Annotated in this window: 22 protein-coding genes and 2 pseudogenes; 8 read left to right on the top strand and 16 right to left on the bottom strand. The window is 59.3% G+C overall.

Going from position 1 to position 27000, the window contains the following annotated elements:
• Nucleotides 1-14: 14 nt before the first annotated feature.
• The 6 genes and pseudogenes from AS156_RS19110 to sfnG all read right to left on the bottom strand — a co-directional run bounded on the left by AS156_RS19110 (nt 15) and on the right by sfnG (nt 6235).
• On the bottom strand, nt 15-827 hold the full coding sequence (locus AS156_RS19110; protein ID WP_082747600.1) for an ABC transporter ATP-binding protein: 813 nt from the start codon (nt 825-827) through the stop codon (nt 15-17).
• A gap of 61 nt (nt 828-888) precedes the next feature.
• Nucleotides 889-2217: an ABC transporter substrate-binding protein gene (locus AS156_RS19105; protein WP_066507502.1), complete on the bottom strand. Its 1329-nt coding sequence runs from the start codon at nt 2215-2217 to the stop codon at nt 889-891.
• A gap of 29 nt (nt 2218-2246) precedes the next feature.
• On the bottom strand, nt 2247-3308 hold the full coding sequence (locus AS156_RS19100; RefSeq protein WP_082747592.1) for a branched-chain amino acid ABC transporter permease: 1062 nt from the start codon (nt 3306-3308) through the stop codon (nt 2247-2249).
• Between the two features lie 4 nt (nt 3309-3312).
• Nucleotides 3313-4203, bottom strand: a complete 891-nt coding sequence (locus tag AS156_RS19095; protein ID WP_066507500.1) for a branched-chain amino acid ABC transporter permease — start codon at nt 4201-4203, stop codon at nt 3313-3315.
• A pseudogene (locus AS156_RS19090) lies at nt 4203-4992 on the bottom strand (ABC transporter ATP-binding protein); the annotation flags it as partial. The pseudogene AS156_RS19090 and the gene AS156_RS19095, both read right to left, overlap by 1 nt.
• A 137-nt stretch (nt 4993-5129) precedes the next feature.
• Nucleotides 5130-6235 (bottom strand): annotated as a pseudogene (gene sfnG / locus AS156_RS19085) (dimethylsulfone monooxygenase SfnG).
• Nucleotides 6236-7070: 835 nt separating this feature from the next.
• Here sfnG and aepX point away from each other — a divergent pair.
• The 6 genes from aepX to AS156_RS19055 all read left to right on the top strand — a co-directional run bounded on the left by aepX (nt 7071) and on the right by AS156_RS19055 (nt 13202).
• Nucleotides 7071-7940 carry a phosphoenolpyruvate mutase gene (gene aepX, locus AS156_RS19080; RefSeq protein ID WP_066507497.1) on the top strand — a complete coding sequence of 290 codons (870 nt, stop codon included), beginning with the start codon at nt 7071-7073 and terminating at the stop codon, nt 7938-7940.
• 598 nt (nt 7941-8538) lie between these two features.
• A complete protein-coding gene (locus AS156_RS19075) occupies nt 8539-9348 on the top strand; it encodes a phosphocholine cytidylyltransferase family protein (RefSeq protein ID WP_066507495.1) in 810 nt (269 codons plus the stop codon).
• Nucleotides 9349-9388: 40 nt separating this feature from the next.
• Nucleotides 9389-9961: a CDP-alcohol phosphatidyltransferase family protein gene (locus AS156_RS19070; RefSeq protein ID WP_245312946.1), complete on the top strand. Its 573-nt coding sequence runs from the start codon at nt 9389-9391 to the stop codon at nt 9959-9961.
• 19 nt (nt 9962-9980) lie between these two features.
• A complete protein-coding gene (locus AS156_RS19065; RefSeq protein ID WP_066507491.1) occupies nt 9981-10760 on the top strand; it encodes a class I SAM-dependent methyltransferase in 780 nt (259 codons plus the stop codon).
• Nucleotides 10761-10787: 27 nt separating this feature from the next.
• Nucleotides 10788-11915, top strand: coding sequence for an aminotransferase-like domain-containing protein (locus AS156_RS19060; RefSeq protein ID WP_066507488.1), 1128 nt, complete (start codon nt 10788-10790; stop codon nt 11913-11915).
• 105 nt (nt 11916-12020) lie between these two features.
• Nucleotides 12021-13202: an MFS transporter gene (locus AS156_RS19055; RefSeq protein WP_160331114.1), complete on the top strand. Its 1182-nt coding sequence runs from the start codon at nt 12021-12023 to the stop codon at nt 13200-13202.
• Here AS156_RS19055 and AS156_RS19050 read toward each other — a convergent pair.
• From AS156_RS19050 to AS156_RS19015, 8 genes are all read right to left on the bottom strand, one after another.
• On the bottom strand, nt 13176-14552 hold the full coding sequence (locus AS156_RS19050; protein ID WP_066507479.1) for a bifunctional UDP-sugar hydrolase/5'-nucleotidase: 1377 nt from the start codon (nt 14550-14552) through the stop codon (nt 13176-13178). The two genes, AS156_RS19055 and AS156_RS19050, sit on opposite strands and share 27 nt — an antisense overlap.
• Nucleotides 14549-15745: an aminotransferase-like domain-containing protein gene (locus tag AS156_RS19045; RefSeq protein ID WP_082747590.1), complete on the bottom strand. Its 1197-nt coding sequence runs from the start codon at nt 15743-15745 to the stop codon at nt 14549-14551. Before AS156_RS19045 ends, AS156_RS19050 begins: the two co-directional genes overlap by 4 nt.
• A gap of 12 nt (nt 15746-15757) precedes the next feature.
• Entirely contained in the window at nt 15758-16546 is a 789-nt protein-coding gene (locus tag AS156_RS19040) for a glycerophosphodiester phosphodiesterase (RefSeq protein ID WP_066507469.1), read from the bottom strand.
• Nucleotides 16547-16553: 7 nt separating this feature from the next.
• Nucleotides 16554-17843, bottom strand: a complete 1290-nt coding sequence (locus tag AS156_RS19035) for an extracellular solute-binding protein (RefSeq protein WP_066507466.1) — start codon at nt 17841-17843, stop codon at nt 16554-16556.
• 29 nt (nt 17844-17872) lie between these two features.
• Complete coding sequence (locus AS156_RS19030) at nt 17873-18715, bottom strand: carbohydrate ABC transporter permease (protein WP_066507462.1); 843 nt, start codon at nt 18713-18715, stop codon at nt 17873-17875.
• On the bottom strand, nt 18712-19680 hold the full coding sequence (locus tag AS156_RS19025; protein ID WP_066507461.1) for a carbohydrate ABC transporter permease: 969 nt from the start codon (nt 19678-19680) through the stop codon (nt 18712-18714). Before AS156_RS19025 ends, AS156_RS19030 begins: the two co-directional genes overlap by 4 nt.
• Nucleotides 19677-20855, bottom strand: coding sequence for an ABC transporter ATP-binding protein (locus tag AS156_RS19020; RefSeq protein ID WP_066507459.1), 1179 nt, complete (start codon nt 20853-20855; stop codon nt 19677-19679). Before AS156_RS19020 ends, AS156_RS19025 begins: the two co-directional genes overlap by 4 nt.
• A 954-nt stretch (nt 20856-21809) precedes the next feature.
• Nucleotides 21810-22025, bottom strand: a complete 216-nt coding sequence (locus AS156_RS19015; RefSeq protein WP_066507457.1) for a hypothetical protein — start codon at nt 22023-22025, stop codon at nt 21810-21812.
• A 168-nt stretch (nt 22026-22193) separates the two neighbouring features.
• Between AS156_RS19015 and AS156_RS19010 the strand changes: the two genes are divergently transcribed.
• Nucleotides 22194-23066, top strand: coding sequence for an isocitrate lyase/phosphoenolpyruvate mutase family protein (locus tag AS156_RS19010; RefSeq protein ID WP_066507454.1), 873 nt, complete (start codon nt 22194-22196; stop codon nt 23064-23066).
• Nucleotides 23067-23541: 475 nt separating this feature from the next.
• On the opposite strand, the gene AS156_RS19005 is transcribed toward AS156_RS19010, so the two are convergent.
• Nucleotides 23542-25080 carry a porin gene (locus AS156_RS19005; protein WP_245312945.1) on the bottom strand — a complete coding sequence of 513 codons (1539 nt, stop codon included), beginning with the start codon at nt 25078-25080 and terminating at the stop codon, nt 23542-23544.
• A gap of 167 nt (nt 25081-25247) precedes the next feature.
• Between AS156_RS19005 and AS156_RS19000 the strand changes: the two genes are divergently transcribed.
• Nucleotides 25248-25502, top strand: coding sequence for a helix-turn-helix domain-containing protein (locus AS156_RS19000; RefSeq protein ID WP_066507451.1), 255 nt, complete (start codon nt 25248-25250; stop codon nt 25500-25502).
• Here AS156_RS19000 and AS156_RS18995 read toward each other — a convergent pair.
• The gene (locus AS156_RS18995) at nt 25486-26832 is read right to left on the bottom strand and encodes an IS5 family transposase (RefSeq protein ID WP_066507399.1); all 1347 of its coding nucleotides are present in this window, start codon (nt 26830-26832) and stop codon (nt 25486-25488) included. The two genes, AS156_RS19000 and AS156_RS18995, sit on opposite strands and share 17 nt — an antisense overlap.
• Nucleotides 26833-27000 lie beyond the last annotated feature (168 nt).

The following is a 27000-nucleotide window of genomic DNA, read 5'->3' as shown; positions in this document are numbered from 1 at the left end:
TCCGATGAAACTGTTCACGAGGCCGCGTAGTCGGCCGACGATGGCTCACGCAATGCGGCAAGATGCGCCGCGCTTTCCTCGGGACTTCCGAGGTAGAGCGCGGTGATCTCGGCGCGCCCGCGCAGATCGGCCGCATCTCGCTCCAGCACCGTCGATCCACCGTCGAGCACGACGGCGCGGTGGGCGTAGCGCAGCGCCACCGTCGAGTTCTGTTCGGCGACCAGGATGGATAGCCCCTCTTCGCCATTGAGCCCCTTCAAGGTGCTGAAGATCGTTTCGACCACGAGGGGCGCCAATCCCATCGACGGCTCGTCGAGCACCAGAAGTCGCGGGCGCGCCATCAAGGCACGGCCGATCGCCGTCATTTGCTGCTCGCCCCCCGAGGTCAGGCCCGAGGCGGACCGCCTGCGCTCGCCCAAGTGCGGAAACAATGTGTAGACGCGCTCAAGTCCTGCCGCGACCTCGCGTCGCGATAAGCCGCCTCCAATGCCGCCGGCAACCAGATTCTCCTCGACCGTTAGCGTACGAAAGCAGCGGCGGCCTTCGAGCACCGGGACGAGCCCCAGCCGGACCAATTCAGCCGGCGGGAGCGCGGTGGTATCACGCCCGTCGAATAGAATGTGGCCGCGAGTGAGCTGGCCACGCTCGGCATTTAGCAGATTGGAAATCGCCTTTAGCGTGGTCGATTTGCCCGCGCCATTGGCACCGAGCAGCGCTACGATCTCGCCCCGGCGCATCGTGAGGGAGACGTGCGACAGCACGCGAATCGCATGGTTGTAGGTCGCAGCCAGGCCTTCGAGGACAAGAAGATGATCGGTCATGGCAATGCTTTGGATTTTCCTGGACCGGGAGCGGATGCCGGTCGCTCCCGCGCCGTCTCCGCTGCCGTTACTGGCTGACTGGCGTTTCGTCGGAGGTACGGACCTTGGTGTTGTGCTCAGCGGCATAAGCCGCCGCCGATTTCTCAATGATTGGGCGCAGGAAAGCCCAGTCGGGTGCGATCCAGTCCGACACCACCTTCCACTTGGTGCCATCCCACTGCTGGAAGGTCACCCGGCCATCACCTTCGTGATTGTCCCAGGTCACGTTGATGGAATGGAAGAGGCCCTTGGCGCCCAATGCTTGGACCCGCGCCGGATCAAGTTGCAGATGCTCAAAGCCCCAGCGCACCTCGTCGCCGGTCAGCGTCCGCTGGCCGAATTTCCGCTGCGCGATCCGGATCGCCTCGACGTTCAGAATCCCATTCACGATGCCGAGATTGTGATAGACGCTGCCGATCCGCTTCTTGTCGTCGAGATTGCCCTTTCCTTGGCCGTAGACCGTCTTGATGATCTCCTGCAGCACCGGGTATTCGGCGCCGGATGCCTGGGTCGTGATCGCGACATAGCCCTTGGCGGCATCGCCGGCGGGAATGACGTCCTCTTCCGAATTTGACCAGACATTGCCGATGATGTGATCGACCGGGAAGCCGACCTTCTGCGCGGTCTTCAGTGCGACCGGATTCATCACACCCCAGCCACGCAGCACCACGTAATCGGGCTTGGCACGCCGGATCGACAGCCACTGCGACTGCTGTTCATTGCCGGGATGGGGCACCTCGATCTGCTCGAGGGAGAAGCCATACTTGTCGGCGAGGAGCTTATAGATCGGGATCGTCTCCTTGCCGTAGGGCGAGCCGTGATAGAGCACGACGATCTTCTTGCTCTTCAGTTTGTCGGCGCCCCCCTCGCGCGAGGCGATGTAGTTCACGATGCCCGACGTCTCACTGTAGGGGTTGAGCAGCAAGGGAAACACGTAAGGAAAAACCCGACCGTCGGTTGAATCGGTCCGGCCATGGTTGATGGTGATCAACGGCACCTTGTCCTTGGTGATGCGATCGATCATCGCATAGGCGATTCCAACAGAAAGCGGATTCCAGGCCGCCACCCCCGGATGGTTTTTCAGCCGGTCATAGACTTCGACACCGCGTTCGACCTCATACTGCGTCTCGCCCTCTTCCCAGGCCAGCTTGACGCCGCCAACGCCTCCGTCGCGAATATTGATGAGGTTCAGATAGTCGATGAAGCCGCCGAAGAAGCCGGTGCCGCCGGCTGCGTACGGACCGACCCGGTAGCTCTGCAATGGGAAGAACTGCTCGTCGGCGTGGGCCGGCAGCGCAGCAGAAAGGCCAATGGCGGCGGCGAGCGCCGCAGCCCGAAGAGATCTTGATAGACGCATGACATTTGTCCTTTGGTACGAGAGGCTTTTCAAAACTGGGTGGAGCGACGAAACCAACGAGGAGACCGGCGCAGGACCCGCTCTGCGAGGCGGTCAACCAGCGCGATCAAGCCGCGCGGTTCGGCGATCAGAAGGCCGATAATGAGCGCACCGATAACGATACGCTGGCTCATCTCGAGCACACCGGAATCGAAGACATCGCCGAGCAGCGCGGCGCCAAGGCGCGAAAGCAGAAGCGGAAACACGACCATGAATGCCGCGCCGAGAAACGCTCCACGGATCGAGGCCAGCCCGCCGATGATGATAATGAACAGGATCTCGAACGAACGATCTAGGTTGAAGCCTGCGGGCTCCACGGTGCGCAAGTAGGCGAAGGCCCACAATACGCCTGCGATCCCGATGATGAACGATGAGACGCCGAAGGCGAGCAGCTTGGTACGCAACAACGGCACGCCGAGCACCTTGGCGGCGGTCTCATGGTCGCGCAGCGCAATGAAATTCCGCCCGACCTGCAAGCGCAGCAGCCGGATGGCAAGCAGCGTCACCACTGCGACGACCGTCAGCGAAAACAAGTAGCGCCCGGCCGCGCCCGAGAAGGTGAGTCCCGCCACCGAAAGCGGCGGCGCGTCGATCACGCCGGATGGATTGTTGTTCGAGAACCACTCGAACTTGGTGAGCGCCCACTGCACGAAGAACTGCGCCGCGAGTGTCGAGACCGCGAGGTAGAAGCCGCGCAGCCTAAGGCTCGGCAGACCGAACACCATCCCAATGGCCGCGGCCACAAGGCCCGCGGCGACAAGGCTCACCAGGAATGGCAATTCGTGCAGACGTAGGTTGAAATTGTAGGCGGCATAGGCCCCAACAGCGAGAAAGGCTGCCGATCCGAGCGAGACTTGGCCGGCATAGCCCGTGAGCAGATTGAGGCCCAACGCGGCGAGCGCGAGTGCAAGGAACGGCGTCAGCATTGCATCGAGCAGGTAATCGGAGCCTGCGAACGGAACGACGCCATAGGCTACTATCAGAAGAATCGCAGGGGCGAGATAACTGGGGGTAAGCCAGCCGGCGGCAATCGAGCGAGCAGGTCTCGTCATCGGATCACACCCTTTCCACCAATTTCTGGCCGAACAGCCCCGAGGGGCGCACCAACAGGAAGCCAAGCGCCACCACATAGGCAGCCCAGGCCTCGATGCCGCCGCCGAAGAACGGGCCGACATAGACCTCGGCCAGCTTCTCGATCGCGCCGATCAGGACGCCGCCGACGATGGCGCCCGTGACCGAGTCGAAGCCACCAAGCACTAGCACCGGCAGTGCCTTGAGCACGACGAGGGACAGCGAGAACTGCACGCCAAGACGCGCTCCCCACAATAGGCCCGCGACCAACGCGACGATCCCCGCCGCGGTCCACACCGCCGCCCAAACACGAGGCAGGCGTAGCCCGATCGCCAACGCGGCGAACTGGTCATCGGCGACCGCGCGGAACGCGAGCCCGGTTCGGGTGAAACGGAAGAACAGCGCAAATGCCGTGACAAGGGCCCCGGCTATCGCCGCCGCGAACAGGTCGAACTGACTGATTAGAACGCCGCCGAGCTCGAACGGAACGTCGTCGATGCCGAGATTGAGGCCGTGGACCTGTGTGCCCCACAGAAGCTGCGCAGCGCCCTCGATCACATAGGACAGGCCGAGGGTTGCCATGAACAGCGTCATCGGCGACTGGTTCACCAGCGGTCGCAGCACCGTGCGCTCGATTGCCACGCCAAGCGCCACCATGATCACGAGCGTCGTCCCCAAGGCCAGCCAGAACGGCACACCACGCTCGGCCAGGCTCACAAAGGTGAGCGCTGCGAACAGGAGCATCGCGCCTTGTGCGAAATTCAGGACGCCTGATGTCTTGTAGATCAGCACAAAGCCGATAGCGACCAGCGAGTACATGACGCCGGACAACAGACCGCCGACGAGAACCTCGATGAAGAACTGGTAATCGAACATCAGATCACGAGCTCCGTCTCACCTTCATGGTCCACGCCAAGATACGCATCGATCACGACCTGGTCGGACCGCACCTCGCTAGGTTTGCCATCGGCGATCTTGCGGCCGTAGTCGAGAACCGCGATCCGATCGGAGAGCCCCATGACAACGCCGATGTCGTGTTCGATCAGGACGACGGTAGTGCCATACACGTCCCGCGCATTGCGCACATGGGCCGCCAATTCCTGCTTCTCGCCCAGGGTCACACCGGCCAGCGGCTCATCCAGCAGCAACAGCTGCGGACGGGCGACCAGCGCTCTCGCGAGCTCCACCCGCTTTTGGATTCCGTAGGGAAGTCCGGCCGCGAGCTGATGCTTGACCGCATCGAGATGGAAAAACGTGATCACGTCTTCGGCGGCGGCACGGGCCTCGGCTTCCTCGCGACGCGCCCGCGGCGTCGAGAGCATCTGCCGCACGAAGCCAGCACGCCTGCGGTGCGCGAAGCCCATCATGACGTTGTCGAGCACGGGCAGGCCCTTGAACAACGCGAGGTTCTGGAAGGTGCGCGCCACGCCATGCGCCGCAAGCCGTTCCGTCGACACCTGCGTGAACCGTTCGCTGCCGAGCCGCACGGTCCCCCGATCCGCACGATAGAGCCCGCTCACGACATTTAGCAGCGAGCTTTTGCCGGCACCGTTGGGACCGATAATGGCACGGATCTCGCCCTTGGCGACGGCGAGATCGATGCCATCGAGCGCCGTGATGCCGCCGAAGTTGAGCGTGATATCCTCGAGTCTCAGCACCGGCAGGNCGGCGCCCGCCGCGCGTGCGGCTGGCGCCGCGGCAGTCGAACTCCCCACCTCCCGCGCCGCCTCGATGGCGCTCTCGCGCGCCACGATCAGGGCCTCACCGCCCGCTGCCGCAACCAGGCTCATGTCCGTCCCCGGCTATTCCGCCGCCTGAACGTGCGGCTCGCTGCGGGCTTCGAGCTCGCGGACCAGCGGGATCACGTGCTTGCCGAAATACTCGACCTCTTCCTGGAAATGCAGGAAGCCGAGCAGGATCAGGTCGGCGCCGGCGCGCTTGAGCTCGATGATGCGTTCGGCGACCTGCTGTGGCGTGCCGATCAGGTTGGAGCGGAAGCCGTCGTTATATTGGACGAGATCCTGGAAGGTGGATTTGGCCCAATTGCCCTCGCGCTCGGGGCTGGCATTGCCGGCGTTCTGGACCTCGTGGTGAAAGCCGTGCACTGCATCCGGGATCGCCTTGTCGAGAATCTCCTGCAGGACGTCCTTGGCTTCGCTTTCCGTTTTCCTGACAATGCCGAAGGCATTGATGCCGATCTTGGTTCGCCAGCCCTTGCCGAAGGTCTTTTCCTTGGCCCTGATGTCATCAACCTGCGCCGTAAGTCCCTCAGGCGTATTGCCGTTGGTAAAATACCAATCGGACACCCGGGCCGCCATGTCGCGGGCCGCGCGCGAGGAGCCGCCCTGGAAGATCTCCGGCAGCGGTTCGAGCGGCTTCGGCTTCAGCGAATAGTCGTTGAACCGATAGAAGTCGCCCTTGAGGGTGAAGCTGTCCTGCGTCCAGGTCCCGCGCAACGCGTTGATGAACTCTTCGGAGCGGCGGTAGCGCTCGTCGTGATCGAGCCAGGGTTCGCCGATGGCGTGAAATTCGCCGCGGAACCAGCCCGAGACGATGTTGACCGCCACGCGGGCATTGGTCAGCTGGCTGATCGTTGCGATCTGCTTTGCAGCAAGGGCTGGGTTCCAAGGCCCGGGAAGGAGCGCGGCAATCACCTTGAGCTTTTCGGTTGCTGCAAGCAGTGCATGCGAGAAGCTGACGGATTCATGCTGCTTGTCCGCGCCGTAGCCGGCGGTGAACCTGATCTGGCTCAAGGCGTAGTCAAAACCTGCCTCTCCGCGATCTGCGCTAGCTTGCGATTGTAATCAATGTCCCAACTCGTGCGCTGCTCGATCGAAGAAATCACAAGGCCGCCAGAGACGTTTGGGACCCAGTAGGCGAACTTGATGGGCTCGTTGTTCGTGGCCATGCGGTCACCTCATGTGAGTTGGCTATGGATCAAACCGACAGCGGACTGGCGCAGGCAGCCCATCGCATGCGCCTCCTTGCTAAAGGAAAGCGAAGGCGCAATTGCTAGGATTGGATGCAGGCTACAAGGGAGAGATGTATTCGAGTTCTGCGGTGTCAGCGCAGGAACGCATAGACAATGCAATCAACAGAGTGATGTGCGCATGGCGCGGCCAGCGCACAAGGACCTGCTTCCTCACGGACGAGAGTGTTGCAAATCATCAGCGTTCCCCTCCCATCAATCACCAGTGATTGATGCTTCATATTCCCAGAGAAGAAGCAAGCCTGCGAGTCCAAGAACCACTCTTTTTCATCGTGCCTGGAAAACTCGCTTTTCTAGTTTCGAAATAAACGGCTTGTTTGTTGCCGAGCAGCTAAAATCTTTCACTCACACGCATCTTCGCGATCTGAGGGGCCAAAAGCGCCGATAGTTATCCCTTTCGTGAGACAGCTATTACAAGAGACTTTCTTCTGGGGAAGGAACTCGAGCACTCTGCCTCCGCGCATGCTCGGTCCAAACCCAACACGGTCATAGGCCCACCCTCAACCCGTTTGTCGACCCAGAAATCGTTGCCCGTCCCAGAAGGGCGATCGCGACTGTGCGCCTTCAAGCAAGATGCGGGCCGGTCAACTACCAATCCAAGTCGTTGATCCAGATGACGGAACGATGTCAAAGCTATCAACGACAAACATCGGCCGGCCACACACGCCGGCAAGGACTTTGCATGCAAGATCAATCACAACGACCTGCTCTTGCCAATGGCTTCTATCTTCGCGCCGGCTCCTCACTTCCCCAAATGCTGCGCGATCAAATTTGCTCCAGCAGCGAACTCACCTTCCTCATGGAAGCGCACGACGGCCTCTCTGCCGCGATCGCGGGCCGCGCTGGCTTCAAGGGTCTCTGGGCGTCGGGTTTATCCATTGCCTGCTCTCTTGGATATCGCGATGCCAGCGAAGCGTCATGGAGCCAAATCGTCGACGCCGTGGAGCGGATCGTGGATTCGGCCAAACTGCCTGTCTTGGTTGATGGAGATGGCGGCTTTGGGAATTTCAACAATGCCCGCCTGCTCGCCCGGAAGCTCCGCCAGCGCGGCGCGGCCGGTGTCGCGCTGGAGGACAGCTGCTTTCCGAAGATCAACTCATTTATAGGCGATCGGCGTGCCCTCGCCGATATCGACGAGTTCTCCGGCCGTCTGCGCGCCGTAAAGGACACGGTGGCGGACGATTTGATCCTCGTGGCAAGAATCGAGGCGTTGATCGCCGGGCACGACATGGATGAAGCCATTCTACGCGCCCACGCTTACGCCGACGCGGGAGCCGATGCGATCCTCATTCATTCGAGAAGAACTGCCGCAGACGAGATCGTTGCGTTTATGCGCGCCTGGCAAAACAGATTGCCGGTCGTGATCGTTCCAACAAAATACTATCGAACACCGGTCTCCGTTTATCGTAAAGCCCACATCTCAACCGTGATCTGGGCCAACCACTCCATGCGCGCGGCAATGGTGGCGATGCGGCAAGTCTGCGATCGCATCTTGGCAGAAGAGAACACAGCTAGCATTGAACCTAATATTGCGACGCTCGAGGAGATCTTCGAAATGTTCAATTACAACGAACTCGCCAGTGCGGAATTGCGATACCAATCTCCCGATAACCCACGCCAATAGCTTTTCACCCACGCAACAGCTTATCGAAAGACCGCTCGTGATGCGACCGTCCGCCTTGGTGTCACACTTCAGACGATTTTTGCGCAGAACACGTGTTTTCAGTGCTGATACTGCACACAGGATCAAATGGCGCGACGACGTCATCGATCTCTGCACTGCTGCATATCTCGGCTCGATCCCCCCAGATATCTCGATGGCCAGTCACGAAGGGCCTACGAGTTTATGTTTCTCCCGGAGAGCCGTCGACGCGGGCGGTGACAGGCCCTTTTCAATGACGGAGTCTCCTTTCCGGGGCAGCCGTAGACCTCACGTCGCGGCAGCGACGAGAGGCAGGATTTTTGATCGACGGAAGACCTCACCTCGGCGCAACGGACACGCTTTTGAGATCGTCGACTACCGCCCCAGCTAGGACTCCTGCTAAAGCAGCGGACGCAAACGGCGGGCACTCATCGATCTAGCAGCCGAAATAATCTGGAGCAGGTTGGCGCCTTCGGCCCGGCGATGATGCAATGCTGTGAAGCGCGCCTGGTTTGATGCCGTTGGAAGCTCAAGGCCGAAACTGAATTGGCTTGTAAGATAATGACGTGAGATCACCTAAATGACCATCAACTTCCCCAGGAAGGCCGTCATTCTCGCTGCTGGTTTCGGTTCGCGGTTGCGACCGCTGACCGATCTGCGGCCCAAGCCACTCGTCGAGGTTAACGGAACCCCGATACTCCACAACGCTCTGCAAAACTTGGGAGCTGTTGGCGTGGAAGAAGTGACGATCGTTGTCGGATACCGCAAAGACGCGATTCAGTACGCCTGCGGCACTCATTTCGCTGGGGTCAAAATCCACTATGTCGAGTCTTCCGTATTCGATCGCACCGGCAGCGCTTATTCCCTCTGGCTCGCGCGCGATGCACTCTTGTCGGGCGATAGCTACGTCCTGGAAGGTGACGTCTTCTTTGAGGAGGATGCGCTCCGTTACCTCAACCTGCACTCGGGCGCCGACGTTGCTGCAGTCGCGCCCTTCGACATGAAGATGCAAGGAACAGCCGTTCTGCTCTCACAAGATGGACTTATCTCGGCGTTCCGCTTGAAGCAGTCCTCAACAAACGTGTCGCAGAGCGGACCGGCGCTTTTCAAGACTATGAATCTGCTTAAGTTCTCGCAATCCAGCCTCAGCAACATCATCGTTCCCGCGCTGGACGACATCATCGGCTCCGGTGCCACTCAAGCCTTTATAGAGGAGCTGCTTGCCTACTTGGTGGAACGACGCGGCATGCAACTTGCCGCAGCACGCTGCGACAATCTGAAATGGTACGAAATTGACAGCACCGAAGACCTGCGAATTGCGGAAGATCTTTTTTCGAGCGCGCCAACTCTAGCGCCGACGGACATACGCCGAGCGGGACAGTCGACTTGAGGGGACGATGCTCAGATATCTAGTGGATCCAGCGAATGCGATGACCGCTACAGGTATCGTGATCTCGAGTGCCGCAGTCTACGCAGCACTCTTGGGGCATGTCGAACTAGCAACAGCATTCGGGCTATGGGCAATGCTTGCGGACCAATTCGACGGAATCATCGCAAAGCGAACGAGGCACAGGCCTGAAGATGTCGGTAAGATCGGCAAAAGCCTTGATGGCTTCTCCGACATCATCTATGGCGCGGTCCTCCCGACGATAATCTTGATGACGATTGCGGATTATTCAATCGTCACACTAGTGCTAGGTGCCGCACTCCTTTTAGCGGGCGCACTACGGCTGAGCTACTTTAGCAACTTCGGTCTTTGCGGAGGAGCCTTCACCGGATTGCCGCTTTCGTATGACCTTCCGATCATGGCAATATTGTTGCTCGCGCGACCCCATATCGGCGATTCCGCCTTTACCCCGCTGGTTCTGGGCCTGTTTGGCGTCCTCGCCTGCTTCCATGTAGCACCGGTCCGCGTCCCTGCCCCTCGAGGCACAATGTACGTGGGCATTACGGCTTTCTGTCTGGCGGCTTCAATCACCTTAATCCAGCGGGGGCTCCAGTGACGCAACCCAAGGAGGTCCAATGTTAGACATTCCGAACGGCCCCGCGACGAAGTGGGGCGATTTCAGCATGAATGCGGTCGAGTACGGTCAACGCCCGCCTTATTCACCAGTTGTACTCGGCGCACTAACAAGGACGGTTGCCAGCATTTTCGGTCAGGTGGTAATAGCCGAGCTTGGTGCCGGCACCGGCAATTTGTTGCGATCTTTCGACAGCCAAGAGGTTATCGGCTTTGCCGTCGAGCCCAATGACGCAATGCGCGCTGTTGCCCATCGCCTTGCGCCTCACGAATCTCGATTCGAATGGGTGTCAGGGACCGCCGAGTCGTCTCAATTGCCCGATAATTCTGCGAACTGGGTGCTTCTTGGAAATGCGTATCAGTTCGTTGATCCATCCAAGATGTTCCGCGAGGCTCACCGCATTCTCCTCGAGCATGGCTTCCTGACAATTGTCTGGAATCTGAGAGACTTTAAGCGAGATCAGCTGCAGCGCCAGATCGAGGAAATGGTGAAACGCCAAGTGCCCGATCTCAAGAGAACCGGCACGTCGGTTGCGGACATAATGGATGCGGTCGACACGGAAGGCCTGTTTTCCGAATATTGCTACCTGGAAGCCGGACACGAGCAGAACTTCCTACCCCAGCACTTCCTGGATACGTGGAAGGCGGGGCACGATGTCCCTAGCCAAGTGTCCAAAGAGGTATGGAAAGACATTTTGAGCAAAACCGCGGAGATGATTCCCAACGAACCGTTGATCCGCACGCGCTGGATTACTCGCGCCTGGACGTTTCAGGCCATCTAGCGGTTCAAACGATAATCAAAGGCACTCGTGGCTGACACTCCGTCCATAGATCTGTCGAAGGCTATCCCGCCGACGCCGCCGGAGCTGAATTCCGGTCTCCACGACGTGCTTGCAGAGTTCGCTAGCGAGCCGAATGTCGGCGAAAGGCTGCGACGTAACCGTATCGGCGGTAATGACGAAGATCGCGAGGCGGGGGCCGTGTGGCTTGGCCGACGCCTTGGCGAGAAGCCATCTCACGACAGGATTATAATGGCCCATGGTACCCAGAACCTACTTGGGCTGCTTTTGCGCCATTACGTCGGCGAAAAACAAACACTTCTGGCGGAGGCACTTACCTATCCTGTACTTGTGCCGCTAGCTGCAAGGTACGGCGTCAAGGTACGTGGGGTTGCCATTGACGAAAGCGGCCTGCTCCCCGACGCATTCGAAGCTGCATGCCGACAATGGCAACCGAAGGCACTGTTCTGCAATCCGACGGTACACAATCCCACGACATCGGTCTTACCTGCTGCTCGCCGCAGATCTGTCGTCTCGATCGCGCGGCGATACGGCGTCGTAATCATCGAGGATGACGTTCTCGGTCCGTTGCATAAAGTTGAGCCGCCTCCGCTCGCGAGTATTGCCCCGGATGCCGTCTGGTATATTCAATCGGTCTCCAAATGCATGGCTCTAGGGCTGAAAGTTGCATTTTTGGTCGGGCCCAGCGCCATGTATGTGCAGCAACTCGTGGGCCCGGTGTCCAACCATTCCTTTTGGTTTCCATCCGCCTTGGCGGCTGAGATTGCCACTCGATTGATTCTGAGTGGCCGAGCTGAGGAAATCTGCCAATCAATCGCGGATCGTGCCTCGCAAAGACAGGCGATTGCACGAAAGACCTTGCGCGACTTTTCTTTTCAGAGTGAAGCGGGCGGCTTGCACATCTGGCTCAACCTTCCGTCGCACATTTCAGGCGGCACATGCGTCGCGAAGGCAGCAGCCCTCGGCGTACAGATTCGGGCAGCTGAAGAGTTTTCCACTCTCGGGGAGAGTGCCAATAACTCAATTCCACAGGCAGTCCGGATCGCTCTTACGTCGCCAATAACGGACGCGATGTTACAAGACGGCTTGGCGCGCTTGGCATCGATCCTTTATGGCAGCGCCGACCCGGCACCTTAGCATCCTACACCAGGCGCAGCGCTTATGAGCGAGCCAACGAAAACGTCCCGGCTTGTTGGGAAGCATCTGACGTCGCCACGCGATGAGCGCTCCTGGACCACCTTGGTGACTGCACCCTTTCTGCCTAGCGCGCTAGCTGCACTACTTGCCTATCAAGGGTTTGTACTGGCCTGGTTTGTAACCTCCGTTCTGATGACCGAATTGACGGACGATCCAGTTTATATCGCCTTGGTCAATGCCGCAGTTCAGGTGCCTTTGCTGCTCGTCGCCGTTCCAGCCGGAACCTTAGCAAGCCAGTTCAATCGCCGCTCTCTACTACTCGCGGGGCACATGTCGACGGTGGCCCTCCTGCTAATCTACGCGTACGCGACCTCGCGTTTACCCCTTACACGGTGGCTGTTGATCACCATGCTGTTCGGGCTCGGCACAACGGCCTCGTTTGCGATGGCGCTTTGGCAGATTGTGGGGCCCGATCTTGTCGCTCACGCTTCGGTTTCGACCGCCACAATCTTGATATCAGGCAGTTTCAACGCCGCCCGAGCAATCGGTCCGCTCATCGGAGCTACAACCATTGGTCTCTTCGGCTCGACACCCACTCTCCTGCTCAGCGCTTTCTTCGTTGGGGGTGCCCTCATTCTTTTGTCGATCCCGAAATCTACGGCAACTGGGCTGACAGCCGCGAATCCGGAAACGCCTTCGCCAAGGATATCGTCAAACCAACATTTGAGTCCCACTTCGTTGCCTCCCCGCACATGTCAAGCCGCTCTGGTGTCAGTCTGTGGCAGTTCGGTGCCGGCTCTGCTTCCTGCCCTGGTCAAAGGCCAGTACCAGAACGACGTACCGACAGTGCTTGGGCTCCTGACCTCCTTTCTGGGGTTTGGCGCATTGTGCGGGATCATCGCTTCAACGATCATTCACCGCCATTTGGGACTCGGTTCGATTTTAAGGCTGACAGCCGGCATGGTGTTTGTGCTTAACGCCGCAATTGCGCTTCCGGCACCGCTTTGGCTTCTGTCTGTCTTCACACTCGCGTTCGGTGCCTCTTGGTTCCTATTCGGGACGTCCCTAAATATCGCTGTACGAACCGAAGCACCAATTGCCCTCAAGAGTCAGCTGGTGGCTCGATTCCTGATGACGTTCTATCTAGGCACGGCAATCGGCAGCGTCCTCTGGGGCGCTCTGGCGTCTCATATCGGAGTGCACGCCGCACTTCTCGCCGCCTCTGTCGGAAACATGATTGCAGTCTTCGTTGAAGCTGGATCACGACCAAAACGCACGCGCGCTTGAGGGCCGGGACACTGATGATGTCGCGAGTATCTCCTTGAGCCCGTCGAACAGCGTGCTACCGACCTGGATCCAATCGAGCTTGCGTTGGAGCAATTTGCAAAACAAATCTGCTGCCGCACCAGAGAGAGTGGCGAGCCGAACCATACCCTTGTTACTCCTTGGCGTGCCAAAACTCCCCCAAGCCGTCGTGCGATCTTGCGGGCGGGGCTCAGTTAGCCTTTTCAGTTCGTCTAGCTCCTCTAAAGATATCATTGTCGTGACGACGCTGAAGGTCGAGTACGGCACGTTCTGGAGAATCTGTAGCCGGGAGACTGGCCCGGCTCCGAGCCAACCGAAGACACCGTCCAGGGTCGGTTGACCGCAAGTCACATAAGCGAGGGCGATGTCAGCTCCGCCTGATGCCGCATATACGGCCTTGGTCAGAAATGTAGCGAGGGGAGTTGGCCCACCGGACCTCGCGATCAATGGCCGATCCAGATGGCCCAAGACCTCCAATTCCGCGGCGCGAATGATATTCGCGCCATAGCCTTGCCATTGCTTTCCTGTAGGCTTGACCGTGTGCGCGCCGACGCGCACCTCTACGGACTTGCCCGACAAGCAAACGTCCACAATCGCAAGCTCTGCTCCGAGCGGCCATGGCTGCACGACTGGCGTGCCGCCAATGCGGCCGAAATATCGCCCCAAGGTGTGGCCTGCGACGATGAGGTCGACTGCTTCGTGCCACGACCTGCAACGAGAAAAGAAGCCCGTCGGGTCGGCACGATAGTGCCCTTCCCGAGAAAAGGCCCAGTCCGTCCCATCATGGCAGATGCACACGACCACGCTGGCGCCCGCTCGGCGCAACTCTGCTGCAGCTTCCTTGACGTGGAACGCAAGACCCGCGCCTGCTCCGGGCATCGGCCGTTCGGGGCAGATCGACCAGGACGACATGGAGGCGTGATCATGATGCGTTAGACCGATCAGGCCAACCTCGCCATCCTTGGTAGCAATCATTGCGGTACCAGGTAACCCCAAGTCGACATTGGCCGACAGCAGGGGGAAGCCAAGCCCTCCACTGTGGCGGCCAAGGAAGGATGCCCCAAAGTCGAGATCATGATTGCCGACGACCGAAGCGTCGATACCCAGTTCACCGGCGGCACGAAGTCCACCCATCCCATTTGTTGCGACGGTGAGCGCTCCACCTTGCGAGAAGTCGCCGCTGTCAAGCCATAGCGCGCTTTTTCCCGAGCGTAGCTCATTAACAGACGAGCGTAGGGACTCGCCTCCAGATAGTGCCCCATATGAGGTAGGTACAACCGCAAACGAGCCGAAGAAATCATGGGTCGTGACAAACCGGATGTGGCGCGTCATGACGCGTCCTGCCCGGCGATCGGGCGAGCAGACATGCCCTCGTCAAGCAATGAGGCGAGCCGAGTAAGGCCCGATACAAGTAATTGTCGGTCCGGCGGACTACTTAACGACAATCGAATTGCAGGAGTGGAAATACTTTCGTGAACCGCAAACTTGTCTGCCGTTCTGACCAAGACACCTCGCCTCTCGGCAGCCTGCTGGAAGTCAGGATTGGACCAGGGACGCGGAAGCTTCAGCCAGATGTGCATCGAACCCGGGGGTCCACGAAAGCTATGTTGCCTCAATACAGAGCGCGCGAGTTCGTGCCGCTCGTCCATTTCTCTTCGAATGGCGGAGGTTGCACGCTCAGCGGTGCCGTCCTCGATCCATTGCCGCACAATGGCTGCGTGCAGCGGTGCAGGAAACCAGCTCGAGTATCTGCGCTCTCTTTCAAGGAGCTCTTGAGCGTCGTCAACGGATGGCGCCAGGAGATAAGCGATACGCATTCCATGCGCCAGGCATTTCGTTAGCCCCATGATATACCACGTCAGGTCAGGCGCTAAGGCGGCGATCGGGGGCGGAGCCTCAGGGTGAAGCAGGCCTAGAACGTCGTCTTCAACGATGCGAATTGAATGTTTGCGAGCAAGCGCTGCTAATTTCCTTCGGCTTTCGAGCGACATCGTCGCGGTGGTCGGGTTATGAATTGTCGGATTGCAATAAAGAAGCTTGATTTGACCCGGCGACTGCTCAAGAGCCTCTGAGACCGCAACAGGATCTAACCCTTCGTGGTCGAGCGCGAGCCCCCGTAGCCGGATTTTCGTGTGGGAGGCTATGCCCTTCAGTACACCATAGGTAAAGGCCTCCGTCAGCACGGGACAATCGGATCTGGCACAATTGCGAAATAGCAGGTGCAAGGCGCTCTGCGTGCCGTTGGTCACAATGATCCGCCTCGGATCGATTGCTTCGCCAAATCTTCGGGAAAGAAGCCGCGCCCCAGTCAACCGGTCTTCTATAGTTCCACCCGCAATGCTGCCATCGAGCAGAGAACCTACGGTCGGCTGCGCGGCGAGGCGCGTTAATGCGCTCTTTAATCCCTCCGCAATGTCTAGCGACGCGGGTGGGATTGAACGCGTGAAATCAACCGGTGGGCACGGTCGATTGCTTTGTGGATCCGAATTCGCGTTGGACGCGTTTGCAAGTGCGCGTGTTTGCATTGCTTTTTAATCCTACTTCGCGGGCGGCACAGCGGCATCCGGCACGGCCCGGAGGGCAAGGCCCGGGTTGTTCAGCACGACGCCATCGGGCCGCAAACGCAGGAGTTGAATGAACGCGTCCCGGTCTGTATCGCCTGATGGCTTTGCAAGGGAGCCGCATGTGACCATGATCTTGGCCTTCCGCCCCCTGAAATGCTCAATTCTTTCAGATGTCGTCCGCGTCTCGTGCAGACGGATCCAGTGACCGGGAAACAGGGCTGCGAACTCCGCGAGTTCGTCGTCGTCGTGCATCAAGGCAACCTGCCGAATGTCGGGCACGGCTTTACTGACTGCGAGGCCGTCGGACACACTGTTGATGCCCACTATGAACCGAACTGGGTCCGCATGCGCCACGGCAGTCCTCAAAATGTCTAGTTTTGAGAATTCGGCGAGTTCCTTGACGTCAAGGTAAACCGGAAGTCCAAGTCCAATGAGATCCTCAAGTGTTGCTAGCCCAGCAGCGCAAGCATCGAGGTCTCGATACTCGACTTGCCCGACCGCAGTCATTTTCGATCGAACCGACACCTCCTCGTCGTGCAGACAGACAACGCGCCCATCGGCAGTTACGCGCAGATCTGCCTCCAGAGCATCCGCTCCGACTTGCCTCGCATGTTGAAACGCCCGGATGGAGTTTGCTGGATAACTGCCAGAGTCGCCGCCATGCGCAATCACGATGGGTCGTCCCAACGTCTGGAAGCTCGCATCCCAAAAAGATTTCATAGAATTCACCGCATCGGCGTTAGGAGGTGCATCGTCCGACATCCTCGTTCTAGGTGCCAAGTAGCGCGCCAATCTCGGTTCGCATGAAAGCAAGAGCTTCCTCGGGAGTGCGCTTCAGCGTGAGAACTGCCTGAAGGTGCCGCTTGATAGCGTCAGATATCCGTATCGAGTTTTCGCCCGGGAATGCATACCACTCGGTGAGCCGCGATAGCTGCGTTACGGCGGCCCCTTGATTGGGCCGTGCTTTCATGTAGCTGCCAAGACGGTTCGGATCCTCAAGGGCCAGTCGGTTAACAGAAACAAGACCTGTTTGCTGGCCAATGATAGTCTGCGCCTCTACGCCGATGACAAATTGCAAGAGTTGCCACGCTGCTCGGCGCTTACCATCGTCTTTCGCAAGTATCATTGCCACGGTACCAGCTGCGGGAACCTTGCCATCTTCCGAGCCTAGAGGTAACGGGGCCGCCTTCAGCGTAAAGACGCCATTGGCCTGCCTCTCAAGGCCAGGGAGGGCGCCACTTGAGGTGACAAGCACGCCAATTCTGCCGGCTGAGAATGCCTGGCGCGCCTGATCGCGAGTCATGTCGGCGGCGCCCTGCCCTGCTTGCGCGAATGCTCTAAGTATTCTCAGGGCCTCCAGGCCTTTCGGATCATCGAACAAGATCACCTTGTCGTCCGGTGACATCATTCGTCCGCCAAGTGTCGCGACGAGTGCCTTGTAGGTCCAGTTGCCCGTGTTGTCGTACTCGAAGAATCCACCAATGATACCGGGATCCGACAGGTGAATGCGCGAGATGAGCGAAATCGTCTCCGGCCAGCTGGTCGGAAACTGATCAGGACTCGCTCCGACTTTACGTACCAGTTCGGCGTTGTACGCAATGACCGGCGTCGAGACACCCATCGGCGTTCCGTACTGCCTTCCAGCGATTTGCCCCATACCCTCGGCTCCTCGAATCAAGCCTAGCGATTGGAGACTTGCCGCCGTCGCTCCGACTGTTTCAAGCGGAACGGCGAGTTTTCTGTCGACCAATAGACGCATAAGGTTCGGGCTCATGAACAAGACATCGGGAATGTCGCCGACAATTGCTGAGCGCAGTGTAAGCTGGACCAACTCTTCGTCTTCGCGAACGGCAGGAATCAGTTCCACAGCAACCGAGGGATTTTGCTGCTTGAATGCCTCGATCACCGATGCGAACGCCTGCTGATAGATCGACGGAGCGGCCGCGACTTTAATGGAGATGGTTTGGACAGGCGAAGACATCGCGCCTTCACGTGGTCCCATCGTCAGCAACAGGGAGGATGAGCCAGCAAGAAGATGGCGCCGCGTGAGTTTAAACATGAGTTGATCCTATGAAGGTTGCGAACCGTTCACTTCACCGCACCGCCGGTCATTCCTTCCACAAACCACTTCTGTGCGGCCAGGAATGCGATCAGCAGCGGTGCAACAACCAGGGTTGCAGCGGCCATCAATGGTCCGTAATCGTTGCCGGCCTCCTCGTTCTTGAAGACCATGATCCCGAGCGGCGGCGGCATCAATGACTGGTCGCGCACCGCGACCAGCGGCCAAAACAGGTCGTTCCAGTGGGCGACAACCGAGAAGATAGAGAATGCGATGACGGCGGGGAGCGCCATCGGCACGATGATCCTCCACACGATAGCGAACTCAGAGAGACCGTCCAGGCGGGCCGCGTGCACAACGTCGTCGGGAATCGTTTTGAAGAACTGACGGAACAGGAAGATGCCGAAAGGCGAGACAACATAGGGAAAGATGAGGGCCGTATAGCTGTTGAGGATGCCGAGCAGATATCCCAGCACAAAGAGTGGCAAAGACAGGACCTGGTGCGGCAGCAGCAGGCCGATGAGTACCATGCCCAATATCAGGTCGCGGCCGGCAAACCGCAGCTTGGCGAGCGCATAGGCGCAAGGCGCGCAGATGATGATCTGCAGCACCAGGACGGCAGCGCAGACGAGCAGGCCGTTGCCCATGTAGCGCAGCAATGGCGCTTCGGTTAGTGCTTTCGTATAGTTTTCGACGCCATAGAACTGGGCGGGCCAAAGGGAAAGGGATGCGCGGAAAACCTCGCCCGGCGGTTTGATTGACAGAGACACCATCCACACGAAGGGGACGAGGATGAGACCTCCGGTGAGGAGCAACACAGCATGTCGAAGAATGCCGGCGAGCGGCGATAGCCGGTTGTTGGCAATGCTCATAAATAATGCACTTTTCTGTCCATGACGCGGGCCTGGACGAGCGTGAGGGTCACGACAATGGAGAGAAATACGACGGCAATGGCCGCGGCATATCCCGTGCGCAGATACTCGAAGCTCTCGCGATAGAGCGTGTACAGCAGCACCTCGGAAGCGTGACCAGGGCCGCCTTGGGTAAGCACTTTGACAGCGTCGAAAGAATTCAACGCCCTCAGGGTCACAACGACGACAATGAACATCGAGACCGGCCCGAGCATGGGCAGGGTGACGGTACGCAACCGATCGAACCAAAGGTCAGCCCCGTCAACGTCTGCAGCATCGTAGAGATCTTGCGGGATGCTCTTAAGACCTGCGAGAAACAGCACCATGGCGTAACCGAGATTCTGCCAGATGCCGATCACGGCCAATGCCGCAAGCACTGTATTCTCGTCCCGCAACCAGTTGGAGGTCGGCAGCCCGATCGCGGCAAGCGTCTGGTTAACGAGCCCGATCGTTGGATGCAGCAGCGCCTCCCAAGCGATCGCTATGGCCGTGAGCGTCGCCATGAACGGCAGAAAGTGGACGGCGCGGTAAAAAGCGCGGCACGACTTCCCGCTTTCGATCAGAAGCGCGATGAAGAGCCCCATGGCGACGGTGCCCGGCACAACGATCAGAACGTAGATGACGGTGTTGAGAAGGGAGGCCCTGAAGGCGTGATCGGCAAAGACCTCGCGGAAGTTGGCAAGGCCGACGAAGGAAAAGGAACCCGCCCCAAACTGCCAATCCGTGAACGCAATAAGGAGTACGCCGATCACGGGCAGCAAGAATAGGCCAAGCAGCAAGAAGACTGCCGGTCCCGCGAGGATCCAGGCTGCCACGGCCTCTGCAAAGGCTCGCCTGCGGGCTGGCGAGGTGGTCCGAGACACCGCTATGCCGCTGGCCGCGGACGCCGCGTCGAACCATCCGAACAGAGTAACCGGTCGGCTCATCGGGCCACTTCCCGGATCGAGGTAATTGATGCTCGGCTGGGCGCCACATGCCGGCGCAGGCGCCGTCCGTCAGCAGCAAAGAGTAGCACGCGATCCGGCCAAACGCCGACATGCAAGGTCTGGCCATGAGCAACATGGGTCGTGCGTTCAGCAGCCAGCCTTGCGATCAACGGCTGGTCGACGCCCGCCAGATCGAGGTGCACGAAGAGATCGGCGCCCATATGCTCGATCATGCGTACTGAGCCGGTCAGTGCACCATGGCCGGCATGGTCGGTTTGATGAAACGCCTCCGGCCGGATACCGAGCGTGACAGGCGTACCGGGGTGTGCATCCGCCTCAATCGCGATGGTCGATCCGGCCACATCGATCAGGCCGCGTTCGCGCACGACACCATTGAGCACGTTGATCGTGGGTGAACCGATGAACTCGGCGATGCGCCGCTCTTCAGGATCGCCGTATATCACTCGCGGCGGGGCAACCTGCAGTAACTCGCCGTCGAGCATCACCGCCACCCGGTCCGATAGCGTCATGGCCTCGGCTTGGTCGTGGGTGACATAGACGAAGGTGCCGCCGAGCCGCTGGTGCAATTCCTTGATTTCGGCTCGCATCTGCACGCGCAGCTTGGCGTCGAGGTTAGACAGCGGCTCATCCATCAGAAAAACCGCCGGATGGCGCACCATGGCCCGGCCGACTGCCACGCGCTGCCGCTGGCCGCCGGAGAGCTGCCCCGGCTTGCGGGCGAGAAGGTGACCAATGCCGAGCGACTCAGCCGTGCGCGCGACCTCCATGTCGATCTTTGCAGCGGCGCCCGCCGCGCCCGGCAGCAGCCGACCGAGAATGGGAAGCCGCTGGACGGCGGAGAGCCTGCGCATGCGAAGCGGCAGTGCCATGTTGGAGGCGACCGTCATATGCGGGTAGAGCGCGTACGACTGAAATACCATGGCAACGTCTCGCTGCTTCGGCCGTAGTCCGTCCACCACCCGTTCGCCGATCGAGATCGAGCCCGCGTCCTGCATCTCAAGTCCCGCCAGGATGCGCAGTAGCGTCGATTTTCCGCAACCGGAAGGACCGAGCAGTGTCAGGAACTCACCATCTGCTATCGACAGCGAAACACCGCGCAGGACCGGAATCGAACCGAAGCTCTTGCGAATACCGTCAATCGACACGGCTGCCATAGCTGTTCCTTCACATCGCCACGAAACGTTCGCGGACTATTTCTGGCGCCTCGTTCGGAGCCGTTCGCTAATGTGTGAGGCCTTAGAAACTCGAACTGCTACGATCGCGTGACAATTATCGAATAAGTCGATCGGAACTTGCGGACATGCGATGATTGGTAGTCTTGGGAGGCATGATCTCGAGAACGGCAAGAGCAGCTAGCTGCTGTAATGCCGTTGGCGATGATGCGACGTGTCGACCTCGTGCTTCCGATAGCAGCGATCAACCGATTCCGCTGGCGCCCCGCGGAACTCTCCTTCCCGACCTGCCCGCCTTGCGCCTATCCAGCGTGCTGTCAGGGACACGAGTTCTAGTAGGTGGCGTGCATTACGCAGCGCGGCTCGATTGCCAGTCGTATCTCCTCGGGCGGCCCTTCCCTCCGGGGAGCTGGATCAGTATCTCTGCAACCCGGCATATGCCTCTCCGACGTAAGCAAACATCGCAAGTTTCGATCACTTCATACAAGGGCGCGATGGCACGATTACTCGGGACGCTCGTGACCGAGTAGAAGTCCTGACGCCTCTGAGCTCGCAGGTTTTTCTACCTTGTCCCTTGTTGCAGAACGGCTCAAAGTCGTCCGCCCATCTAAACCCAAGGCCATGCCAGCCCGAGCCGCCGCGCTGCGCGATCAGGTCGCAGATCTGATCACGCTGAGCCAGCGCGAGCCGGATTTTGACACGCCACGCCCTGCTGGTCCAACAGGCACCTGTGCCGGGCGAACGAAATACAGGGTCGACCGCCAAGCACGTTGCATTCAAGGCGTCGCTCAAGAGTCTCAATTGCGCAGCGCCAACATTCAACGGCGGTTCGAAAGTCGCCGCCTTAATCGGACAACGTGTCGGTTCTGGCGCGGCGGCACCTCTGGCATTGATGAGGGCGCTGGACGTCATTCAGGACGAGATCACCTCACGATTTCAATTTTCGTAGGTTGCCGCCATCGAGAAGCGGCCCGGCGGCTGGGTTATATCAGGGAGTTCGCGCGCGCCTTTCTCGCAGAAAAGCACCATCGTTGCAAAGCTGAACCAAGCGGAGGAGCGTTCTTTGCGGCCTGCCGAATGGCGCCATCTGCATTTTCCGAGCGCAAGTGTTTTCGGCGAACGCGCACTGAACGTCAAGGCAATCGAATTCAATACGAATCCGCCACTCTGCCCGCTCGATGCGTTCGGAGTGGCTGTGGGTGGCCGACAGCGGCCAATGGCTTCGCTTACATCTGCATTTCGATGACTTGGCATTCGAGGACCTCACCGAAGCTTGCGGCGCCTATCGACACCTGCCAGTCCTAACCTGAAAGCTCCCCAATGTCCCCTGCCAAATGCCTTCGCGCCCGCATGGCCGAGACCGGCCTTGTTCACATCATGGCGGCCCACAGTCCACTCTCGGCCATTCTCGCAGAAGAAGCGGGATTCGATGGCCTGTGGGCCTCCGGCTTCGAATTGTCGGCTCTCTATGGGCTGGCGGACATGAGCCTGATTTCCATGACACAGCATTTGGACATGCTGCGAGCGATCGCGGGACGGACGACGCTGCCGATCGTCGCCGACATCGATACGGGCTATGGCAACGCCATCAATGTGATCCATGCCGTGAGTGAATACGAGCGGGCTGGTGCGAGCGCCGTCGTCATCGAAGACAAGACCTTTCCAAAGGTTACGAGCCTTGTTGCCGGCGGGCGCCAGGAACTGCTTCGCATCGAGGAATTTCAGGGTAAGGTCGAGGCTGCGATCACGACAAGACGGAGCCGGGACTTTCTCGTCATCGCACGCACCGAGGCGTTGATCGCAGGTCTTGGCGAAGCAAACGCTCTGCGTCGTGCGCACGCCTATGTGGAGGCTGGCGCCGACATGATCCTGATCCATTCGAAAAGCAAGGATCCTTCAGAAATCGAGAGCTTTTCGCGCGGCTGGACTGGATCGGTGCCGCTGGTGATTGTGCCCAATGCCTACCCGGATCTCGATGCCGACCGCATCAAAGCGCTGCGCAATATCCGGATGGTGATCTACGGCAACTACGGCGTTCGCGCTGCTGCGACGGCCATTCAAGAGACCTTCCGCCGGATCATCGCCGACGGTGGCGTCCAGAATGTGCATAAGGAAATTCTGCCAGTGGAGGAGATTTTTAGACTTCAGAAGATGGATGAGGTCATGGCAGCTGAAACTCGCTTCCTTCGGTGAAACTCGGGATCTCCATAGCTGTCGAGAGCTTAGCACGATAGCACCTCGATCGCGGCGACGATCCAGAAATCGCTCGTGCGTTATTGCCACCGTTAGTCGCGTATGTAAAAGGCCGGACTTTCAGAAGCGGCGAGCGTCGAGCGGGATCTCAACCGTTAACCAGTAAGTTGATCAACGTCCATTTCGACTCACCTCTATTGCCTGCTTTCGATCCCAACAATCCGGATCGTTGGAGCCAAGCTCTGTAGCAATTCACGGTCGGCCTTAGTTGGCCCCCAAATCCCAGCCGGGAGCGCCTTGGATCATCGCGATATGTTGCCGGCGACAGTCTCGATTACGAAATATCAGTGAAGAATGGCTACCGGCTCGCATATCGGACGCCTTTCTGGAAATTTGTGACCGCCCTACCCGACCTGCCCCGGCTTTCCTGGTTTCGCCGGGGACGCCCATTGTAGTGGTACCTTGGCCCGAACATTCACCAGTTGCGCTGAACGCGCAGGAGCAAGCTCAGCCTACTCTGGCTCTTGAGTTCATACGCCGCAACCGGCTTCGCAGCTGCGGCAACCGTCGGGGCCGTAATCGTGCCGGAGTATTTCTGATCAAGAAAAGTGGCGGCAAAATCGGCCGAGAACGTGAGGTTGTTGACCGGGGTCCAGCGAGTGATCGTACCAACGGCTGCGATATTGAAGTCGGGATTGCAAACACCCGTCAACTCGAGCGCAGCCATGCCAACGCTGCCACAGATCAGAGCTTTGGCCGCGTCAGTGTAGCGAACGGCGCCCCAACCGCCGTACACGGCTGTATTCCAATAGGGATTCCAGTTGTGAGTGTAACCTGCATTGAAGCCGTAAGTCTTGGTCAGATCTAGTCCCGTGCCGGTTGCGGCACTTGCACCGGAGTAGATGGCATCAGAGACGCCAGCAATTCCGATACTTTGGTACGCGGCAGTTCGGCTACTGCCTCCGTACATTGCCCATGCGGTCGACAAGTTCTCTTGGATATTGAACATGCTTGCGCCGTCGGTATACACGCCCTGCAAGTTGATTGAATCTCCAGCACCAGTCGGGATGTTAGCGATCGACAGCGCCAATTGACCGGCCCATCCCCATTTGTCGCGTGCATGTCCGCTCGTTTCGCTCGCACCATAGTACGCTGCATGGTTATTGTGCGCGGCGAGTGATGCCTGGAAGAGACCCCAAGGCTGGTCAATACGTATCCTGCCGATGACATCAGGAGCACGGGTACCACCGAAGCTCTGCGAACCGTAAACACCGGTCACAATACCGCCTGCCGTGGCGTTGGTCGTATTCCAGATGTTCGTCTGATAGTAGGCAGTCGGATCCTGCGCCGAGATTGTCGCCGTGATGCCCAGACCGAAGTCGGCGGTATAGCTCAACTGATTGACACCCGTAGAGTCGCCTCCACCGCCCGGAAGACCGCTGAAATTGTTGGCCGGATAGTTCATCCACGGCGTGCTGAACTGCGAGATCGCCTTGCCCATCATGAAGCCTCCGAACTGGATGAAAGCAAGGTAGACACCGAGCGTACCAAGCCCGAGGCCGTCGCCCGAATACGACGTAGCTCCTGTTCCCATGGCGGCGGTAGAACCAGTGGTCCAGGTGAAGGTTGTCTCGAAAAACGTGCGGACCACTCCGTACTCGGTCGCGGTACGCGTATCGATAGTGAAATCCTCGCGAGACCGAGCGCTGTAGTAGTTGCTGAGGCGGTTCTGCGCCCCACCCGGCCCGCTAACAGAGGTGTTGTAGACGCTGTTCGTCCAAAATGCCGCTTCAACCCGCAGGTAACCGCCCAGCTTGATGCAGGTGTCAGTGCCAGGAATGTAATAGAACCCGGCGCCGTACAACGAGCACGCCTTTACGTATTCGACCGCTTTGGCCTTGAGCGGAAGGTCAGCTGCTTGTGCCCCACCGCACGCAACCGCCCCTGCAGCAAAAGTCAGCACGACCCGCTTGATCGTGCGCGGTTCCATAAAGCTCATATTTTCGAATGCCATTGCCCCTCTCCTCTAAGCCAGAACTTGTGCGGCCGAGCCAGTAGCGTCGGGGAACAAACATTCGGTGACAGACATCACATAATTCGATTGAAAGGCTCTGGTTTGATGATGTTTTAGTATGGCTATATCCAGTGGTTTGATGGACGGCCAAATGGCTGCTTTCGCGCATGAAAGCTCGTGCGCTTGTGGCCTGGAATGTGCGCCGGATCCGCGTAGAGCGCGGCGTTCCGCAGGACCAACTGGCCTACGATGCGGGGATTGACCGCTCCTATATGAGCGGTCTTGAGCGCCAACAGGCGAACCCGACAATTGATCTTCTCGACCGTATCGCTGAGACCCTCGACGTTCATCTGTCTGAGCTGTTCATTCGGCCCCCAAAAGGGGCGACGGCTCCAAAGTCGTTCGTTAAGAAACCGAATTGAGCTGGGCCGGGCAGGCGAGAGTTGGCCATAGCAATCCCAGGAACAGGCCCAAGAGTTGTTTGAGCCAGGCGAGGATGCGGCGGAAGTTGTGACCGACGGCTGAGAGGATGACGTTGGCAGCGTCGCCGGCACGGCCTTTGAGGTAGCAGCGGCCGAGGTGACCTTCGGCCTTCATGTGTCCGATGATGGGCTCGATGGCGGAGCGGCGGCGCAGTTCGCGCTTGATGGCGCCGAAGACACCGCGCTTCTGGCCGGAGATGAAGACGCGCCGTGGATTTTGTGCGTCGTGGCCACGATATCCTTTGTCGACATAGGCCCGCTCGATCGAACAGCCGGTGAGGGTCTCGGTGCGGTCGATGACGTCCCGCAAGGTGTGACCGTCGTAGGGGTTGTCGGGCAGTGCCTTGGCGTGCAGCACGAACAGGCCGCCGGGAGCCCGGCGGTTGTTGGTGACGATGGAGGCCTTCACGCCGAACTCATAGGGCGCGGCGGCCTTGCCCTTGCCGATGCACTCCACCTCCGGGGCGTGGAAGGAATAGAGCTTCCAGCCACGCTGGCGCTGCTGCTGCGAGCGGATCTGGCTGGCTCGGCCAAGCGGAAGCGCGAACGTCTCCTCCTGTGCTGGCTGGCCCTCGATCTTGCGGCGGATGTCGCGGATGATCCGGCCCAGCCTGCTGCGCAGGATACGCAACTGCCGCTGATGCCGCCCGAACTGTTTGGCATGAGCGTAGCGACCCGCCATCATCGCGGCTGCCTTGGCCACGCGAGAATAGGATTGCCGCAGCCTGACGCCGTGCTGTCTCGCCAGGCGGTTGAGCCCCCTGATGGCCGCATGCAAGAGCTTGGCATCGGTCGGAAAGGTGATGGCCTTCGGTTGCACCGTGGTGTCGACCGTAACCCGCTTGAGGTCCTGGCTGCGCAACGCGCCGGCCTCATGCGCCACCCGCAGGCTCTCAGCCAGCAAAAGCTCCAGCTTGTCGCCGAGCCGCTTGCGCCAATGGCTCAGGTCCGAGCGCTCGTGCGGGAAAGCGTGCTGGAAGAACTCTTCGCCGGTGAAGAACTGGAAATACGGATCGTGGACCCAGCGCTCGCACACCCCCTCATCGGACAGCCCGTAAATTTGCTTGAGCAGCAAAAGCCCGATCATGAAACGGGTCTCGATCCCGGGCCGGCCGTTCTCGCTGTAGAGCGGAGCGATCTCGCCGTCGATCCAGTCCCAGTCGATCTTGCCGGCGAGCAGAACCAGCTCGTGCTTCATGTTGATGATCTGGTCCAGCCGCGCCCGGAACAGATCATTTGATCCCGTCGTCTTGTGCTTCTTTGGTCGCATCGTCCTCTCCGATGCACCACAGAATCACGGCTCACGGCAAAGGGGAAGTCACGAACGAATTTGCAGGGTTTGCAGCCCTCAACCTTCCAATCCCTGCAATCTCAAACGGATCTCAATCGAAAAAACAGACTCCAGCTCAATCGCTTAGAGCCTTGTTCACAGGCGATT

Source organism: Bradyrhizobium macuxiense, assembly GCF_001542415.1.
In the GTDB taxonomy this organism is placed as follows: domain Bacteria; phylum Pseudomonadota; class Alphaproteobacteria; order Rhizobiales; family Xanthobacteraceae; genus Bradyrhizobium; species Bradyrhizobium macuxiense.
The sequence above is the reverse complement of the archived record's forward strand: the minus strand, read 5'-3'. Positions and strand labels throughout refer to the sequence as shown.

Bases quoted from the DNA above. Each gene is read 5' to 3' on its own strand.
- AS156_RS19025 (WP_066507461.1), bottom strand. From the start codon at position 19,680: ATGAGCCGACCGGTTACTCTGTTCGGATGGTTCGACGCGGCGTCCGCG.
- aepX (WP_066507497.1), top strand. From the start codon at position 7,071: ATGCTGCGCGATCAAATTTGCTCCAGCAGCGAACTCACCTTCCTCATG.
- AS156_RS19065 (WP_066507491.1), top strand. From the start codon at position 9,981: ATGTTAGACATTCCGAACGGCCCCGCGACGAAGTGGGGCGATTTCAGC.
- AS156_RS19005 (WP_245312945.1), bottom strand. From the start codon at position 25,080: ATGGCATTCGAAAATATGAGCTTTATGGAACCGCGCACGATCAAGCGG.
- AS156_RS18995 (WP_066507399.1), bottom strand. From the start codon at position 26,832: ATGCGACCAAAGAAGCACAAGACGACGGGATCAAATGATCTGTTCCGG.
- AS156_RS19040 (WP_066507469.1), bottom strand. From the start codon at position 16,546: ATGTCGGACGATGCACCTCCTAACGCCGATGCGGTGAATTCTATGAAA.
- AS156_RS19100 (WP_082747592.1), bottom strand. From the start codon at position 3,308: ATGACGAGACCTGCTCGCTCGATTGCCGCCGGCTGGCTTACCCCCAGT.
- AS156_RS19045 (WP_082747590.1), bottom strand. From the start codon at position 15,745: ATGCAAACACGCGCACTTGCAAACGCGTCCAACGCGAATTCGGATCCA.
- AS156_RS19075 (WP_066507495.1), top strand. From the start codon at position 8,539: ATGACCATCAACTTCCCCAGGAAGGCCGTCATTCTCGCTGCTGGTTTC.
- AS156_RS19035 (WP_066507466.1), bottom strand. From the start codon at position 17,843: ATGTTTAAACTCACGCGGCGCCATCTTCTTGCTGGCTCATCCTCCCTG.
- AS156_RS19105 (WP_066507502.1), bottom strand. From the start codon at position 2,217: ATGCGTCTATCAAGATCTCTTCGGGCTGCGGCGCTCGCCGCCGCCATT.
- AS156_RS19030 (WP_066507462.1), bottom strand. From the start codon at position 18,715: ATGAGCATTGCCAACAACCGGCTATCGCCGCTCGCCGGCATTCTTCGA.
- AS156_RS19000 (WP_066507451.1), top strand. From the start codon at position 25,248: ATGAAAGCTCGTGCGCTTGTGGCCTGGAATGTGCGCCGGATCCGCGTA.
- AS156_RS19095 (WP_066507500.1), bottom strand. From the start codon at position 4,203: ATGTTCGATTACCAGTTCTTCATCGAGGTTCTCGTCGGCGGTCTGTTG.
- AS156_RS19050 (WP_066507479.1), bottom strand. From the start codon at position 14,552: ATGACGCGCCACATCCGGTTTGTCACGACCCATGATTTCTTCGGCTCG.
- AS156_RS19010 (WP_066507454.1), top strand. From the start codon at position 22,194: ATGTCCCCTGCCAAATGCCTTCGCGCCCGCATGGCCGAGACCGGCCTT.
- AS156_RS19070 (WP_245312946.1), top strand. From the start codon at position 9,389: ATGACCGCTACAGGTATCGTGATCTCGAGTGCCGCAGTCTACGCAGCA.
- AS156_RS19020 (WP_066507459.1), bottom strand. From the start codon at position 20,855: ATGGCAGCCGTGTCGATTGACGGTATTCGCAAGAGCTTCGGTTCGATT.